The sequence below is a fragment of the Nostoc sp. C052 genome, from assembly GCF_013393905.1.
Lineage (GTDB): Bacteria > Cyanobacteriota > Cyanobacteriia > Cyanobacteriales > Nostocaceae > Nostoc.
In genome coordinates this window covers 1,042,634-1,059,359 of sequence record NZ_CP040272.1, presented here as the reverse complement: position 1 = coordinate 1,059,359, position 16,726 = coordinate 1,042,634, and the positions used below count along the sequence as shown (strand labels likewise).

The 16,726-nt window shown below is 41.6% G+C and carries 11 protein-coding genes; 8 read left to right on the top strand and 3 right to left on the bottom strand.

What is annotated here, in order from left to right; translation table 11 throughout:
* Nucleotides 1–3 precede the first annotated feature (3 nt).
* Nucleotides 4–963, bottom strand: coding sequence for a cysteine synthase A (gene cysK / locus FD723_RS04535; protein ID WP_094353491.1), 960 nt, complete (start codon nucleotides 961–963; stop codon nucleotides 4–6).
* 1,080 nt (nucleotides 964–2,043) lie between these two features.
* Here cysK and FD723_RS04530 point away from each other — a divergent pair.
* The 6 genes from FD723_RS04530 to FD723_RS04505 all read left to right on the top strand — a co-directional run bounded on the left by FD723_RS04530 (nucleotide 2,044) and on the right by FD723_RS04505 (nucleotide 5,432).
* Entirely contained in the window at nucleotides 2,044–2,466 is a 423-nt protein-coding gene (locus tag FD723_RS04530; protein WP_179064266.1) for a hypothetical protein, read from the top strand.
* Between the two features lie 39 nt (nucleotides 2,467–2,505).
* On the top strand, nucleotides 2,506–2,787 hold the full coding sequence (locus FD723_RS04525; RefSeq protein ID WP_179069027.1) for a hypothetical protein: 282 nt from the start codon (nucleotides 2,506–2,508) through the stop codon (nucleotides 2,785–2,787).
* 2 nt (nucleotides 2,788–2,789) lie between these two features.
* Nucleotides 2,790–3,101 carry a hypothetical protein gene (locus FD723_RS04520; protein WP_179064265.1) on the top strand — a complete coding sequence of 104 codons (312 nt, stop codon included), beginning with the start codon at nucleotides 2,790–2,792 and terminating at the stop codon, nucleotides 3,099–3,101.
* A 318-nt stretch (nucleotides 3,102–3,419) separates the two neighbouring features.
* Complete coding sequence (locus FD723_RS04515; protein ID WP_069068421.1) at nucleotides 3,420–3,782, top strand: hypothetical protein; 363 nt, start codon at nucleotides 3,420–3,422, stop codon at nucleotides 3,780–3,782.
* A 278-nt stretch (nucleotides 3,783–4,060) separates the two neighbouring features.
* Nucleotides 4,061–5,068 (top strand): LLM class flavin-dependent oxidoreductase, encoded by a 1,008-nt coding sequence (locus FD723_RS04510; RefSeq protein WP_179064264.1) that lies wholly within the window; start codon nucleotides 4,061–4,063, stop codon nucleotides 5,066–5,068.
* Nucleotides 5,058–5,432 carry a hypothetical protein gene (locus FD723_RS04505; RefSeq protein WP_179064263.1) on the top strand — a complete coding sequence of 125 codons (375 nt, stop codon included), beginning with the start codon at nucleotides 5,058–5,060 and terminating at the stop codon, nucleotides 5,430–5,432. The genes FD723_RS04510 and FD723_RS04505 overlap by 11 nt, the downstream gene beginning before the upstream one ends.
* Nucleotides 5,433–5,534: 102 nt before the next feature.
* Here FD723_RS04505 and FD723_RS04500 read toward each other — a convergent pair whose 3' ends face one another.
* Both FD723_RS04500 and FD723_RS04495 read right to left on the bottom strand, forming a co-directional pair.
* Nucleotides 5,535–7,118 (bottom strand): alpha-amylase family glycosyl hydrolase, encoded by a 1,584-nt coding sequence (locus FD723_RS04500; protein WP_179064262.1) that lies wholly within the window; start codon nucleotides 7,116–7,118, stop codon nucleotides 5,535–5,537.
* Between the two features lie 228 nt (nucleotides 7,119–7,346).
* Nucleotides 7,347–9,200, bottom strand: a complete 1,854-nt coding sequence (locus FD723_RS04495; RefSeq protein WP_179064261.1) for an adenylate/guanylate cyclase domain-containing protein — start codon at nucleotides 9,198–9,200, stop codon at nucleotides 7,347–7,349.
* A 119-nt stretch (nucleotides 9,201–9,319) separates the two neighbouring features.
* Between FD723_RS04495 and FD723_RS04490 the strand changes: the two genes are divergently transcribed.
* Both FD723_RS04490 and FD723_RS04485 read left to right on the top strand, forming a co-directional pair.
* Nucleotides 9,320–13,015 carry an NB-ARC domain-containing protein gene (locus FD723_RS04490; RefSeq protein ID WP_179064260.1) on the top strand — a complete coding sequence of 1,232 codons (3,696 nt, stop codon included), beginning with the start codon at nucleotides 9,320–9,322 and terminating at the stop codon, nucleotides 13,013–13,015.
* 632 nt (nucleotides 13,016–13,647) lie between these two features.
* Nucleotides 13,648–16,605, top strand: coding sequence for a calcium-binding protein (locus FD723_RS04485; protein ID WP_179064259.1), 2,958 nt, complete (start codon nucleotides 13,648–13,650; stop codon nucleotides 16,603–16,605).
* Nucleotides 16,606–16,726: the final 121 nt, after the last annotated feature.

The window sequence follows — 16,726 nt, the reverse complement described above, 5'->3', positions numbered from 1 at the left end:
TTGCTAACGGACGCCGGCAGTTTCTAAGGACAAATCTTGAAACATGGGTGTGCTGAGGTAACGTTCACCAAAGGAAGGCTGAATCATCACGATTAAACGTCCGGCATTTTCTGGACGTTTACCTACTTGAATTGCAGCACACAAAGCTGCACCAGAGGATATCCCAGATAATAAGCCTTCTTCTTTTGCCAAACGTCGCCCATAAGCGATCGCTTGTTCATCGCTGACTCTAATTACTTCATCAACCAATTCTAAACGGAGAACATCGGGGATAAATCCGGCGCCAATACCTTGAATTTTATGTGGCCCGGCTTCACCACCAGAGAGAACTGGGCTGTTGCTGGGTTCAACTGCGATCGCTTTAAAAGTCGGCTTACGCTGTTTGAGTACTTCTGCAATCCCAGTAATCGTCCCACCAGTACCTACCCCAGCAATGACGATATCTACTTCCCCGTCTGTATCTGTCCAAATTTCTTCGGCGGTAGTTTCTTGGTGAACTTTGGGATTCGCAGGGTTGCGGAACTGTTGCAGCATAAAAGCATTAGGAGTCTTAGCCACAATTTCTTCAGCTTTGCGAATTGCTCCCCGCATACCTTCCGCGCCTGGTGTCAACTCCAAAGCTGCGCCATAAGCTCTCAGCATAGCGCGCCGTTCTTGGCTCATTGTCTCAGGCATGGTCAAAATCAAACGGTAGCCACGTGCTGCTGCTACCATTGCTAGAGCAATTCCTGTATTACCAGAGGTAGGCTCTACTAAAATGGTCTTTCCAGGGGAAATTGAACCAGCCGCTTCTGCCGAGAGTACCATACTTAAGCCGATGCGGTCTTTTACCGAAGCCGCTGGGTTCATGCCTTCTAATTTAACAACTATCCTTGCTACTACTCCCTCAGCTTGAGGAATCTTGTTCAGTTGAACTAAAGGAGTTCGTCCAATCAGTTCGGTTATGTCTTGAGCAATTCGCATTATTTAACTCCTAAAATCCTAAATATTAGTACAGAATATTTACTTATAACAATAAGCTTTTATATATTTAATTTGCAGTTTGGTGTCAATGAGTGCATATACTGTATATTCTAACTAAACCACAAAATATGAAAGTTTAGGAAGAACTTTTATAAGAAGAATTCAGAAATCAGGAGTCAGAATTCAGAATTGAATTCTGTACGACTCTGATTTATCAGGTGTTCCCATTAATTATCACTTCAGTAGATAGCTAGCCTACCATCCTTGTATTTTACTATTTAGAATTGCTGACTATTGTCTCGTAGGCTAAGATTAATTTTTGATAATTCTGTATATATGAATAATTTTTATTATTTTTTCTATTTGTTATATAAATACCATTGACTTTTAAAATATTTAATTGTTTTTCCTAATTTATTGGTTTATCTTTATCAAGAGACATTGATATTCTCTTTTGAGTACAGATTTTCTCAGCCCAAAATTGCATCCCAAATAGTCCTTAAGCATTGCCTACATTGCATTTAGGTTGAGTACAAAAACACCAGAACCCCACCTCAAAAACACTAGAACCCCGTTCTAAAAACACTAGCACCCATACCCCAATGAAATTTTATAAGACTTATCAGGGGCAGATTACAAGCTTTGAGTACTATTCTAATGAATTTAATAATCTTAACAGGGCTGGAGTAAACTGTTTTGTGGAGAGCGGCTGATATAAATCGTATAGGATTTACGCAGAGATTCCCCTCTACCCCCCAACATTCCTGAGCGAAAGCTGAGTGAACTAGGGGGGACTTCTTAATCTCTCTTTTGAGAGTAGGATGAAACCAGATTCCCGAATCTAAGTGCGTTATTTCTGACTGAATAATCCTACGTTTTGTAAAAAGGGTGGTAATTTTTTATTAGTCAGTAGTCAGTGGTGTTTACAAAATAACTGACAACTAATGATTGTAAAAATTACCTATTACACATATTTTAATATCAAAACTGTTTCATAGGTAGAAATATCTAACTACTTTAGATAAACAGCAAAAGATATTTTCTTACTAGGTGCATACTACCTGGCAAGGGAGAGCCAAGATGAAAGCCAAACTTTTAAATGTTCTTACAGTTTGCATTGTTACCTTAGCAGTGCTTTCACCGGAACTAGTAGTATTTGGCATAATTTGGGAGCGACATCTAGAGTTAGTAAAATCTCAGAATTTAGCTTACCAAGTTAACCACACTACTACAGATGCTCCCGCCTTGGCTCCCCAGACAGAGGGCACACATTCCCCTCAGACTAATATTCAATCCTCTGATCGTAATGTGGTTCATCAAATGCTGACTGTTGCTGAACAATATAAACTTGCCACTATCCTGCAATGGTTCTTCTTGTTAACCCCAATTTGTGTTGGGTTAGGAATTCTCTTTTACGACAGATATCTAGTTCATCGTGCTGCTGTTTTAAAAGAACAAGTTGAAATGTTAGAAAGGCTGTGGCACCAAAGTATCGAACAGTAACTCATTCACAATTTACTCACTCAAATCAAGAAAATGACCATGACAGACCAACGCCAAAGCCTGTATTTTAATCTGATTGATGAGTTACTCAGATGTCCTAACGGTCAAGAACCAGAAATTTTGGAATCTAAGCCAGAATTGATTGATTCTGGTTTAGTACAAACAATGTTACAAGTAGCAACTATGTTTGCCCACGAAGGCAATCAAGATGGTGCCCAATTTCTATTTTTTGTGGCGCGTGAGTTAGCGAAAGAATTAGGTTTATATCCAGAAGTTCCCAGTACTGAAGTTGCAAATACTGAAGTTGCGAGTAAGGAGTAAAAATGCTGTTGACTTCAACGGATGCGGGACAAATAGCTTTAGAACTGCTGATGGCAGATTGGAATATTTCAGAAGAGAACCGAGAGTGGTTCACAATCTTTAACTCTCGTCTGATTGGCGAGAGTTGGTACACTGTGGAATTAGGTATAGAAGGATTTCCCGATCGGTGGTTTATTCAAGTATATGACACTGGTGTGTGCGATCCAAACTATACATTTATTTCACCAATCCGTGGTTCTGAAGGATTTACAGATTTTGTAAATGTGCCGGATATCATCGCCGAGGTTTTAGTTTGTGAGCGCAATGCTCGGTAATAATTAAAATTCAAAAGTTAGAATTCAACATCATAGTATTTGGGAGCATCTCACCTTTACAAATATACCTGGCGATTAGGGAAATCCAAGAAATAAATTATCCAATATTGTGGGGTAGGCATCTTGCCCACCTTATAGACTGGGCGGGCAAGATGCCTACCCCACAAGAGTTAATTGTATAAAGACGCTTTACGCCAATCTGAGGTAATACCAAATAAGGTAAGCCTCTTTTTTTTGTAATATTTAATATTTTATTTAAGCCTAATAGGCTATTTTGTCATATTTAATTGATAAAATTATGTTATATTAAATAGCGTGATGGACGCTACAGAAATATCAGTTCCAATGATTGCTGAAGATATCTTAGCCAAAGAATTCACAAGAGTCGTCAACCATTACTACCCGCAAGTTGGAGAATTGCTGGATGGGTGTTATGTGAAAGTCATCACCTGTTTTTGGGGACGACCTGCCAGACGTTTGCAATATATAGGAATTTATTGCTCTGACGAAATGATTTCCTGTGTGCAAGCTCAAAAAGAAATACTCAGAGAAGTTGCAGACAATATGGGTTTAATCCAGGTTGTTTGTATGAATGCCAAGCGATTATTGCGCGATCCGATGTCGAAGGTCAAAGAGAACAACCCACGTCTATGGTTGGAGTTGCAGTGGGTTGCAACTTAGTGATTAGACCTCTTGCAAAAAGCACTTTTGCAAGAGGGGGAAAAGGGTAAAGGTTAAAGGGGAAGGGGACAATACAGAACCTTTTCCCCTTCCCCCCGCCCCTTATCCCCAGAGGGGGCCCCACCTTCCCCTTTTCCCGACTTATGCAAGAAGTCTATTCATGGCATTAATTGAGAGGGGTAAATGTTTTTGTAGTAAGCAGTTTAGTGTTTACTACAAACCTATCGACCACTAGAATAACCAGCACCTACGGTGAATACAAAGTATCAACATAAGTAATGAAAACTGGAATTTTCTGCAATTACGATAATTTTCACCAAGATGCTCATCGTGCCATGTTTGAGCAAGTTGCGCTGGTAAAACAGGCTGAAAGCTTGGGTTTTGAGGAAGCTTGGGTAAGCGAACACCATTTTAGTGAATCCAATCTCAGCCCGTCCATGTTGCTGTTAATGGCACACTTGGCAGGATTGACTTCAACTATCCAATTAGGCACTGCGGCGGTGTTGCTGCCATTCCATAACCCGATTCGGGTGGCGGAAGATATTGCCACTTTGGATAACTTGTGCAATGGACGATTATTATTTGGAGTTGCCAAAGGCGGCCCCTTTCCTCAACAAAATAAGCACTTTGCGACCTTACCAAGTGAAGCCCGTCCTAAGATGCTAGAGGCGATCGCACTGATTCAAAAGCTGTTATATGAAACTGATGTATCATTTAATGGCAAGTATTATCAATGCGATCGCTTAACGATTTACCCAAAACCATTGCAGAGTCAAATACCAGTGTATGTTGCCACTGGCGGCGATGATGGGATCGAGTTGGCTGCTAAACATTCCTTCAGCTTGATGGGTGGGCCGCCATTTTCCCTAGAGAGATTGAAGGATACTGTTAGCAAATATCGAGCCTTAAATTCTAGTGGTGCGGAAAAATTAGTGTTGGCACGCTTCTTTTTTGTTGGCAAAACATTTGACGAGGCAGTGAGTGAAACGTTACCTTTCGTTCGCAAATTTAGCCAGAAAATGAAAGCTAATTCAGCTGAAGTATTGAAAAATAGTGCGAATCCCAACCAAAAACCATTCGACCGCACAAATATTTGTTTCGATGAAGATTATTTGATTGAGAATTCAATTATCGGTGATGTGGAGACTTGTCGAGACAAAATCAAGAAATTTCAGGACGAACTAAATTTAGGTACGCTAGCACTCAAACCCTCGTCTGCGGATTTGCAAAAAAACCTGGACAGTTTGACGCGCTACAACCAAGAGGTGCGAAATTATGTCTTCTAAACTATACTTGCTTCCTCCCGATGATTTACCTCCCACTGAGGTAACAAAACAGGATGGAATGCTGCAAATGGAGCTAGAGCAGTCTACTGGTAGATGCTTTTTTTTAGCGTGCGATCGCATTACGCGAGTCCTATTATCTAATTGTCAGTGGTATCTCACAACAAATGCTAGCATCCTCACATTAATTATTGATTGCCCTGACTTAGTATCTTACTGGCATATCGTCAGCAATATTCCCCAGTTAGGTAATAGGTTAGAGCGGTTTGCTAGCAATGGCAAAATTCGCGTTTATCCGCCATTTGGAAAGGGGACGCCGTTTGAAATCAGCGTAAATGAAATATCTGCTTATCGAGATTGGCTTTGAGGTAAATAGAAACTGGGAATCACACAAAATATAGCTGTTTTACGCCCTGTACTCCTAAAGTGCAGGGTGTTGCAATTTTTATCAAAGTTGTAACTGTTGTAGCTATGCCAAAATTGCCATTCCTGAAGGAGGCAAATCAATTTTCACTGTTGCGCGACCGTCATTGTGATGTTGCACAGCTACAGTTTGATTCTGCCGTGGATTACGTAAATCGGCATTGCTCCAATCACTTTTGTATAAAAAAGTTATACTTGAGTCTTGAGTATGCGTGTAAGTATCTACTGTCACTTCTGCACACCGATTTTCTAAGCCGTTGGTATTCAACACCATCAACACTTCTGTGTCAAATAAAACTTGTGACCAAGCAACTAATTCACCTTGTCCGGGAATGGAGAAGGGGGAGTTTTGAAAGGATGTTTCGCGCAGGTAGTGATGTCCACGGCGCAATGCTTTGCCAATTTTATCGTGACGGTTGCGAATCCGGGCGATCGCAGCTATCCGCAAATAGGTAGGATGGTCGATATTGAAGAAATGACAGTCGGCTGTTTGAAATGCGCCAAAAGCACCGCCAAACATTGCTTCTCGGATATATCTATTTTCCGCAAACCGTTCACCTTCTATACTGTAATCGTGATAACCTTCATTGCCATCAAAAGCCTGTTCTGTTCCATAATAAATAACAGGAATTCCTGGCATTGTTAATTGCACACCCACAGCATGGGCAACTTGCTCATAGAGATTAGGCACGTTGCTGTATGCGGCAAATCGCTGCTTATTGGCACGGAATGACATATCACCATCATCCAAGATGGAGAGATGATATATCCCAACTTGGCGGTATTCTCCGGCAAGATTTTTCTCGCTATACAAATCAAAAAATTGCTTTGGGTGTACTAATCCTCTTGTGAATGCGGTCAATTCATTAGGGGACTGCACGATGTCTAATACAGCACTGAGGTTACGCCCAATAATGTCTATGTATGCACTAGCCATACTACCGGAGGTGATTTCTCCAGTCAGTAGAAAGTTTTCTTTACCGATAGATTCGGCGTATTCACGAATTGCGGTGCAAAATTTGCGCGAATCTTCTGGAGAAATGTGCTTGAGGCTATCTATCCGCAAGCCATCGCAGTCAGAAAGAGCAATCCAATATTGATAAACTCTGGCTAGTGCTGCAATTACTTCATCTCTGTTGAACCAGTTATCAGCACTTTGGTTGTATATTACATCGAGGATGACATACATCCGGCGATCGTGGGCAGCATCAATTAAATCTCTTAAATCTTGACGAGTGCCAAAGTGGGGGTCAACATCTAAAAATTCTTGGATGCGATCGCTGTGGTAAGTTTCTAATTGAGAATGTTGTTGCCAAGGTGGGTTAATCCACAGCGTTGTTACTCCCAATCGCTGCAAGTAGTCTAATTTACTCTTAATTCCCCTAAGAGTACCACCTACAAACTCCGTACCTGCTGCCATCCAGTCGGCTTTGTCTTTAACCTGGAATTTTGCATGGTTGGTGTGGTCAAAAAGTTCTCTTTGATTTTCATTATCATCACTGAATCTATCTACGATTAATTGGTACAAAAACTGGTCGCGCCAACTGATAGGACTCCGATAAACTCTCCCTCGTGGTTTCAGGTCTGTTTCGGAGAGTTGCTGGGGTGTCAATTCTTCAACTTTAGCCATGAGGATTTACGCACTGATGGAAAATGGAAGTGTGCATCCTATATGTTATAAAAAATACTTACAATTTTGATGAACCCACAGAGGGATTTTATAAGTTAGTAACTTAATTTTATGATGATAGGTTTTAGTTTAAATGCAGAAGGACGACAGAGTTTTTACTATAAGGCGGACTGTATGTTTGTTAAATGTAGCCAAAATTCCGCTACGGTGTACTAGTTGATATTATGTTTAATTAGATTTTTGAGAAATCATCTGATATAGGTTATCAAACTGAGTTAAAATTGCTGGAGGAACAGAGGTAAAATTAATAAAAAAACTTCCTTTATCTGCCAGTTTTTCTAAGACTTTGGCATAGATATCTTCACTCACTTGGGAGGAGTTTTTTGATGTTAAAAGATTTATTTTAATATTAGTTAGCTGAGGTGGAATTTCATTTGGTATATCTACCTGTAATTCGGCTCCTTTGGCTGATAGTTTGACTAAACGCCCGTAAAATACTGTATTAACCATTTGCTTGTCATGTAAAATAGTGTATAAAAGCGGTATTTCTTGAGGAACAGGAAAAAATAGTTCTTCTTCTTTGGGCAAATAAAGATTGTATCGTCCACCTACACCATATACTTCGTAAATGGTAATCGGCTGGCTCACACCTTTTGGCTGAACTTGCTTTTGTCCAATAATTCTGACGCTCGATCCGACTTCTTGGAAAGTTTGCTCGGAAATGAGAATTTGACCACCACTAGTATATGACTCAATTCGATAGGTGAGATTTACTTGACTACCGACAATTCCATATTTAGTCCGTTTCTCGGAACCAATATTACCAACTATAACTTCGCCTGTATTAATTCCAATTCCCATTTCTAACGGTGGCCAGCCAAGGGCTTTCATTTTTTCATTAACACCACCCATTGCTAACTGCATGGCACAGGCGCAGGTAACGGCTCTGAGGGCATCATCTTCTTTAGCGATCGGCGCACCAAATAAGACTAGAATACCGTCTCCCATAAACTCATCAATTGTGCCTTGATAATGATTAATTACATCAGCCATATATTCTAAATAGAGGTTGAGAATGTGAATTACTTCTTCCGGTGGAAAGCGTTCTGAGAGAGATGTGAAGCCTCGTAAGTCAGAGGTGAGAATAGTGATTTTGCGACGTTCACCACCGAGTTTTAATCTTTCAGGGCTTTCTAACAAATTAGCGACAACTGTATCGCTCAAATATCGTCCGAAAACTTGACGAATTAATTGGTTCCTTTTTTCTAATTCAGTGTTAGCTTCTGCCAAATCTGTGGTTCGTTCTCTGACTCGATGCTCTAAATTTCTGCCGTTTTCTCGGAGTTTCCCGATGACAAGTGTCAATCCTGAGAGTCCTAAGACTGACATACCGCCTAACATAGCGAAGGTTCCTTGGAGACTTTGGTTAGTTTTAGTCATTAAATTATTGAGAGATTGAGATATCTCCCAAGCTCCAGCAACGTCTCCGACTTCCCAGTTTTTCTTGGGACTAGTAGGATCTGTGTTATGACAAGTTACGCAACTTGGTTTCATCAGGCTGGCTTGGGCATAACGCAAGGTGGTAGATCCATTTTGCTTCTCAAGACGATAAAATTTTTGACGAGGATTATCTCTCAAGAAGTTGAGTGCATCGCGCTCAAATGCGTCTTTTGCTCCCCCTGTCGCCGTGCGCCAAGGATATGGATAGTTACTGTACAGTCGTACAGACATTTCGGCATTTTTTTCACTAATTTGCTCGCCAAGTTCGATCGCAAAAGTTGAGGGTAAGGGGATTGCGCCTTTGGTATTGAGGTAAGCGTGGGTAACGGTAATTCCACGCACAACTTTAGCTCGTTCGGCGGCGGCGGCGCTGTAAAGATCAAATGCTTGAGTCAATGATTGGATATGTAAGGCAGCATTTTGCACTGCTTGGGATTCAATCAAGCTCGATGAAAGCGCAGACATATTAGAAATTGCGATCGCGATCGCTGCACATAACATCAGCGTGAGTACAAGAGTAATCCTCTGTAAGAGTAAGCGTAAAAGTAATTCCCAAATTCGACTAATTAATGACTGAAGCATAAGCTTTATGTAAAGAATTTGTAAAATACTGCATATTGTTTTTGCTATTATCTGATAAATGAATTATGCCATTCTACTTAGAGAATTTAAAGTGTATTTAACTTTCGCCGATCGCAGCAATGGATATTGAGCAAGCACTCGCATTTACAGACGCTCTCGTTTTTGCCAAGTCAAGAATTCATTTGAGCGATCTCCAACAAGCTATGTTGCGTGAGTCCTGGTCTTTGGAACGCCAAAGTTACGATCGCATTGCTGATATTTATGGCTATTCTCCAGCTTACTTAAAACATGATATTGGCCCGAAGCTCTGGAAACTGCTTTCAGACGTGTTAGGAGAAAAAGTTAATAAAACAAGTTTCCGAACCGCAATTGAGCGTCGATTTAAACTAGAGAAGGTGACGGTACAATTAACTTCAGAAAAAGAAAATTTATTTAATAATCTTGAAGAAGAAACGAGAGTAAAAGTTACTAATAATTTACTGATTACAGAAGTTAAGACTTCATATCAAGATTGGGGAGATGCAATCGATGTTGATTTTTTCTACGGAAGACAACGAGAACTAGCTCAGTTACAACAGTGGATTTTAGTCGATCGTTGTCGGCTTGTGGCTTTGTTAGGAATGGGTGGGATGGGAAAAACTTCTCTCTCTATCAAGCTGGCGCAACAATTACAGGGCGAGTTTAAATGTGTGATTTGGCGAAGTTTGCGAAATGCACCACCAGTACAAGAGATATTAATCGATTTATTAAAATTATTATCTAGTCAGCAAGAAATTGATTATCCAGAAACAGTTGAAGGTAAAATTTCGCGGCTGTTACATTATTTGCGATCGCAGCGTTGTTTATTAATCTTCGATAATATTGAAACCATCTTACAACCCAACGATCAATCTAAGTCATCCTATCTTGAAGGCTATGAAGCTTATGGCGAAATATTTAGACAAATTGGAGAAATTCGCCATCAAAGTTGCTTAGTTCTAACCAGTCGATATCAGCCTCCAGAAGTCCGCCTATTAGAAGGAGCAAGTTTACCTGTTCGGGCTTTTCAATTAACTGGCTTGAAGAAAACAGAAGCACAAGAACTTTTGCAGTTAAAGGGTAATTTTCAAGGCTCAACAGAAGAATGGAATCGGCTGGTTGAAGCTTATGCCGGAAATCCCTTAGCATTGAAAATTATTGCAACTACGATTCAAAACTTATTTGATGGCAGTATTTCTGATTTTCTCAACCAAAAAGCCTTTGTTTTTGGAAATATTCGGAATTTAATCGATCAACAATTTGAACGACTTTCTGAGTCTGAGAAAACAGTGATTTATTGGTTGGCTATCTATCGCGATCCGGCTTCATTTTCAGAACTGCGATCGGATATTTTTCCACCCAGAACGCCCCAAGAATTAATTGATATTTTAGAATCACTAGAGCAACGCTCTTTAATTGAGAAAGCCAAGGTGACACTGATTGAAAAACATCGGACACAGTTTTCACTTCAGCCTGTAGTAATGGAATATGTCACCGAGAAATTAGTCGCTCAAGTTTGCCAAGAAATATTGGCAGGCTTAGAAGCAAATGCTGAACAAAAAAATCTGTTGTTCAAAACTCATGCGTTACTCAAATCCCAAGCAAAAGATTATGTGCGAGAAACGCAAGTTCGTTTTATCCTCAAGCCGATTCTAGAACGCTTATTACTCGATCGCTTATTAATCGAAGTCAGCGAAAAACTCGCAATTGAAAACCTACTTACTCAATGCTTGAACAAACTACGAGGTACATCGTCAGTTAAAATTGGTTATGCAGCCGGTAATATTTTAAATTTACTTTGTCAATTACAATCAACTTTAACTAACTACAATTTTTCAAATTTAACGATTTGGCAAGCTTATTTACAAGATGTGAATTTGCATAATGTTAATTTTGAATATTCTGATTTGAGTCAGTGTGTTTTTGCTGAAACCTTTGGTATGGTGTTTGCTGGTATTGCTTTTAGCCCAGATGGAACATTATTAGCTACAGGAGATGCAGAAGGTGGGCTTCGTCTATGGCAGGTTGCAACTGGGCAACTAGTTATCAATTTTGCTGGACATCTAGGTTGGGTTTGGTCGCTTGCTTTTAGTCCAGATGGGCAATTATTGGCAAGTTGCAGTAGTGACAAAACGATTCGGCTGTGGGATGTCAACACTGGTAAATGTCTGAGAACTTTGTCAGGACATGCAAGTTCGATTTGGTCAGTTGCCTTTAGTGCCGATGGTCAAATTCTCGCTAGTGGAGGCGATGAACCGACAATCAGATTATGGAATGTTAATACTGGGGACTGTTATAAAATTTTGTCGGGTCATACCGATCGCATCCTCTCAGTATCATGGAGTCCCGATGGTCAAACTTTAGCAAGTGGCAGTGCTGATTTCACGATTCGACTTTGGAAAATTAATGGAGAATGCGATCGCATTTTAGAGGGACATAGCGATCGCATTTGGTCACTATCATGGAGTCCAGATGGTCAAACCCTAGCCAGTGGTAGTGCCGATTTCACAATTCGCCTCTGGGAAGTGAGTACTGGAAAATGTAAAATATTGCAGGAACATTGCGATCGCGTCCGTTCAATAGCCTTTAGCCCCAATGCTCAAATGCTGGTTAGCGCCAGCGACGATAAAACAGTCAGAATTTGGGAAACTAATACAGGGCAATGCCTGAACATTTTACCAGGACACACCAATTCGATATTTTCAGTGGCTTTTAATGCAGATGGTCAAACCATTGCCAGTGGTAGCACAGACCAAACTGTAAAGCTATGGGATGTCAGTACAGGTAGATGCTTTAAAACCTTAAAAGGCTATAGTAATTCGGTCTTTTCAGTTGCTTTTAATGTCGATGGTCAAACTCTAGCCAGTGGCAGCACAGACCAAACTGTGAGACTATGGAATGTCAATACAGGGACTTGCCTGAAAAAATTTATCGGACATAGTGGCTGGGTAACTTCCGTAGCGTTTCACCCAGATGGAGATTTGCTAGCCAGTAGCAGCGTTGATCGCACCATCCGTTTATGGTCAGTTAGCACAGGGCAATGTTTGCAAACTTTGAGAGGTCATGTAAATTGGGTGCAATCAGTAGCCTTTAGTCCCGATAGACAAATTTTAGCAAGCGGCAGTGACGATCAAACCATTCGCTTATGGTCTGTCAGTACAGGAAAATGCCTCAATATATTGCAAGGTCATTCCAGTTGGATTTGGTGTGTTACCTTTAGCCCCAATGGTGAATTCCTCGCTAGCAGTAGTGAAGACCAAACCATTCGCTTGTGGTCAATTGCCACTGGTGAATGTCTTCAAATTTTAGAAGGACACACTAGTAGAGTGCAAGCGATCGCTTTTAGTCCAGATGGGCAAATTCTCAGTAGCGCTAGTGAAGATGAAACAGTGCGCTTGTGGTCAATTGATACAGGTGAATGTCTAAATATTTTTGAGGGACACAGTAATAGTGTTTGGTCAGTTGCCTTTAGTCCAGAAGGTGATATTTTGGCAAGTAGCAGCTTAGATCAAACAGTGAGAATTTGGGATAGATATGCAGGGGTTTGCCTGAAAGTGCTGCCTGTCATGCCTCATGCAATGCGATCGGCGATCGCATTTGGCAAATCTACAGAATATTATGCGATCGCTAGCGGCAGCCAAAACGGCACTATTCAGATTTGGGATGCCCAAACAGGCGAATGCTTGAAAACACTCAATCCTGACAGACCTTATCAAGGAACCAATATTACAGGCGTAACTGGAATAACGATAGCTCAAAAAGGTGTCCTCAAAGCGTTAGGTGCTTTCGAGGTTTGAGTCAGAAATTACGCAAACAATAGCCGATGCAATCCAATACTTCTCGGTTAAGGGGAAAAGGGGAAAGGGAAAAGGGAAAGAAAAAACCTTTAACCTTTACCCCAAACCCGATTCCGAGTTAAAAATGCAAAACCCGAGAAGTATTGCGATGCAATCAAGGTGCAGGTCGATGCAATTAAAGTGCAGGTCAAAAGAGTTAGATGTCAATACTGTTCAGATAAGCCCAAAACCCTCATGTAGAGACGCGATTTATCGCGTCTTCAAAGACCAATTAAGTAAGTCGGCATAATAAAACCAAACTGTGTGAAGAAAAGTAAACAAGGCTCAAACCCTTTCTCACCCTGCTCCCTGCCCCCTGCCCCCTGCCTTATCCCAACAATAATTATTTACGCCGACTTACTTATCTACTTGTCCTCTTCTTCAACCTTAATTTTTTAAACGAATTCGACTTAATTATCTCCTTAATTTTCCATAACTTATCCTCATCGACGCGATCGAACAACAAACCTAAAGTAAAGGAGTCCTGAAAAACGAAAGGGTAAAGCACCCAAAAAACAGGATATTTCCCGACTTAAAACGAAGCTGATCGCTTCATCAAAAACATTATTTTCAAGAATTAAGGAGAAGTTCAAATGGGAACATACACTGGTGATAATACTAACAATACTTTTATCGCTGACGAAGACGGACAACCTTGGTTACTGTCAGGAAAAGGAGGCGATGATTACCTAGCGGGTAAATCTCAGAACGACACAATTTATGGCGATGAAGGTAATGATAACCTACTTGGTGGAGCTGGTAACGACATCCTAGACGGCGGAACTGGTAACGACAACCTATATGGTGGAACAGGCTTTGATAGCTTGTATGGCGGCGATGGCAACGACAGAATATCTGACACAGATGGTATTGTTGATGGTGGTGCTGGTACTGATACTCTAGTTGCAGATTACAGTCAGTTGAATAATGGTGCTGGTGTTGATGTGGGATTTAATGGACAAAATGCCATCTTCAGCCGTGTAAATACTGCTACTTTACTCAGCTACAGTAATATTGAGCAATTTGAACTGACTGGTTCAAAATACGCCGATGTCCTGCGTGGTGCTGCTGGCAATGATATTCTCAATGGTGGCGCTGGTGATGACCTGCTTTTTGGTGGTGCTGGCTATGATACGCTCAACGGTGGCGATGGCAACGACAGAATAACTGACACAGATGGTCTTGTCGATGGTGGCGCTGGCACTGATACTCTAGTTGCAGACTACAGCCAGTTGAATAATGGGGCTGGTATTGATGTGTCATACCAGGGTCAAAATGCCATCTACAGCCGCTTTACTGGAAATCCGGTACTCAACTACAGCAATATTGAGCGATTTGAAATTACAGGCACACAATACGCCGATGTCCTACGTGGCACTGCTGGCAATGACATCCTTAATGGTGGCGCTGGTGATGACCTAATTTTTGGTGGTGCTGGCTATGATACGCTCAACGGTGGCGATGGCAACGACAGAATAACTGACACAGATGGTATTGTCGATGGTGGTGCTGGCACTGATACTCTAGTTGCAGACTACAGCCAGTTGAATAATGGGGCTGGTATTGAAGTGGCATACCTGGGTCAAAATGCCATCTTCAGCCGCTTTACTGGGAATCCGGTACTCAACTACAGCAATATTGAGCGATTTGAAATTACAGGCACACAATACACCGATGTCCTACGTGGTTCTGCTGGCAATGACATCCTTAATGGCGGTGCTGGTGATGACGTGCTGATTAGTAGTGCTGGAAATGATACCCTCAACGGTGGCGATGGCACTGATACTCTAGTTGCAGATTACAGCCAGTTGAATAATGGGGCTGGTATTGAAGTGGCATATCAGGGTCAAAATGCCATCTACAGCCGCTTTACCGGAAATCCGGTACTCAACTACAGTAATATTGAGCGATTTGAAATTACAGGCACACAATACGCCGATGTCCTGCGTGGTGCTGCTGGCAATGATATTCTCAATGGCGGTGCTGGTGATGACCTGATTTTTGGTGGTGCTGGCTATGATACGCTCAACGGTGGTGATGGCAACGACAGAATCACTGATACAGATGGTATTGTTGATGGTGGAGCTGGCACTGATACTTTAGTTGCAGATTACAGCCAGTTGAATAATGGGGCTGGTATTGAAGTGGCATATCTGGGTCAAAATGCCATCTTCAGCCGCTTTACTGGCAATCCTGTACTCAAATACGGCAATATTGAGCGATTTGAAATTACAGGCACACAATATACCGATGTCCTGCGTGGTACTGCTGGCAATGATATTCTCAATGGCGGTGCTGGTGATGACCTGCTTTTTGGTGGTGCTGGCTATGATACGCTCAACGGTGGTGATGGCAACGACAGAATCGCTGACACAGATGGTATTGTCGATGGTGGTGCTGGTACTGATACTCTAGTTGCAGATTACAGCCAGTTGAATAATGGGGCTGGTGTTGATGTCGGATTTAATGGACAGAATGCCATCTTCAGCCGCTTGAATGGAAATTCTTTACTCAGCTACAGCAATATTGAGAGATTTGAAATTACAGGCACACAATACGCCGATGTCCTGCGTGGTACTGCTGGCAATGATATTCTCAATGGTGGCGCTGGTGATGACCTGCTTTTTGGCGGTGCTGGCTATGATACGCTCAACGGTGGTGATGGCAACGACAGAATAACTGACACAGATGGTCTTGTCGATGGTGGTGCTGGCACTGATACTCTAGTTGCAGACTACAGCCAGTTGAATAATGGGGCTGGTATTGATGTGTCATACCAGGGTCAAAATGCCATCTACAGCCGCTTTACTGGAAATCCGGTACTCAACTACAGCAATATTGAGCGATTTGAAATTACAGGCACACAATATACCGATGTCCTACGTGGCACTGCTGGCAATGACATCCTTAATGGTGGCGCTGGTGATGACCTAATTTTTGGTGGTGCTGGCTATGATACGCTCAACGGTGGCGATGGCAACGACAGAATAACTGACACAGATGGTATTGTCGATGGTGGTGCTGGCACTGATACTCTAGTTGCAGATTACAGCCAGTTGAATAATGGGGCTGGTGTTGATGTCGGATTTAATGGACAGAATGCCATCTTCAGCCGCTTGAATGGAAATTCTTTACTCAGCTACAGCAATATTGAGAGATTTGAAATTACAGGCACACAATACGCCGATGTCCTGCGTGGTGCTGCTGGCAATGATATCCTCACTGGTGGCGCTGGTAATGACCAGCTGATTGCTGGTGCTGGCAACGATCTTCTGGTTGGTGGAGTTGGCAATGATATTCTTACTGGTGGTACTGGTGCAGATCAGTTTGTCTTCAATTCTAAACTTGAAGGACTTGACATTATCAAGGACTTCAGTCGGGTGGAAGGTGACAAGATTCAGATTTCTAGAATCGGATTTGGTGTTACTGATGTTAGTGCTTTCAGCTACAATGACGCTACTGGTGCGTTGTTATTCCAAGGAACTCAATTTGCGACTCTTGAGAATAAGCCTGCTAATTTCGCGGTTAGTGTGGATATCCAGCTGATCTAGAATTTTCGAGAAATTAGTCTGACAAGTTCATAATTTGAAGCGAACAAATTTACACCCGGAAATTATTTTTTAGTTCCGGGTGTAATTTTTTCATTATTCAAGACATTTCATTTACGATAAA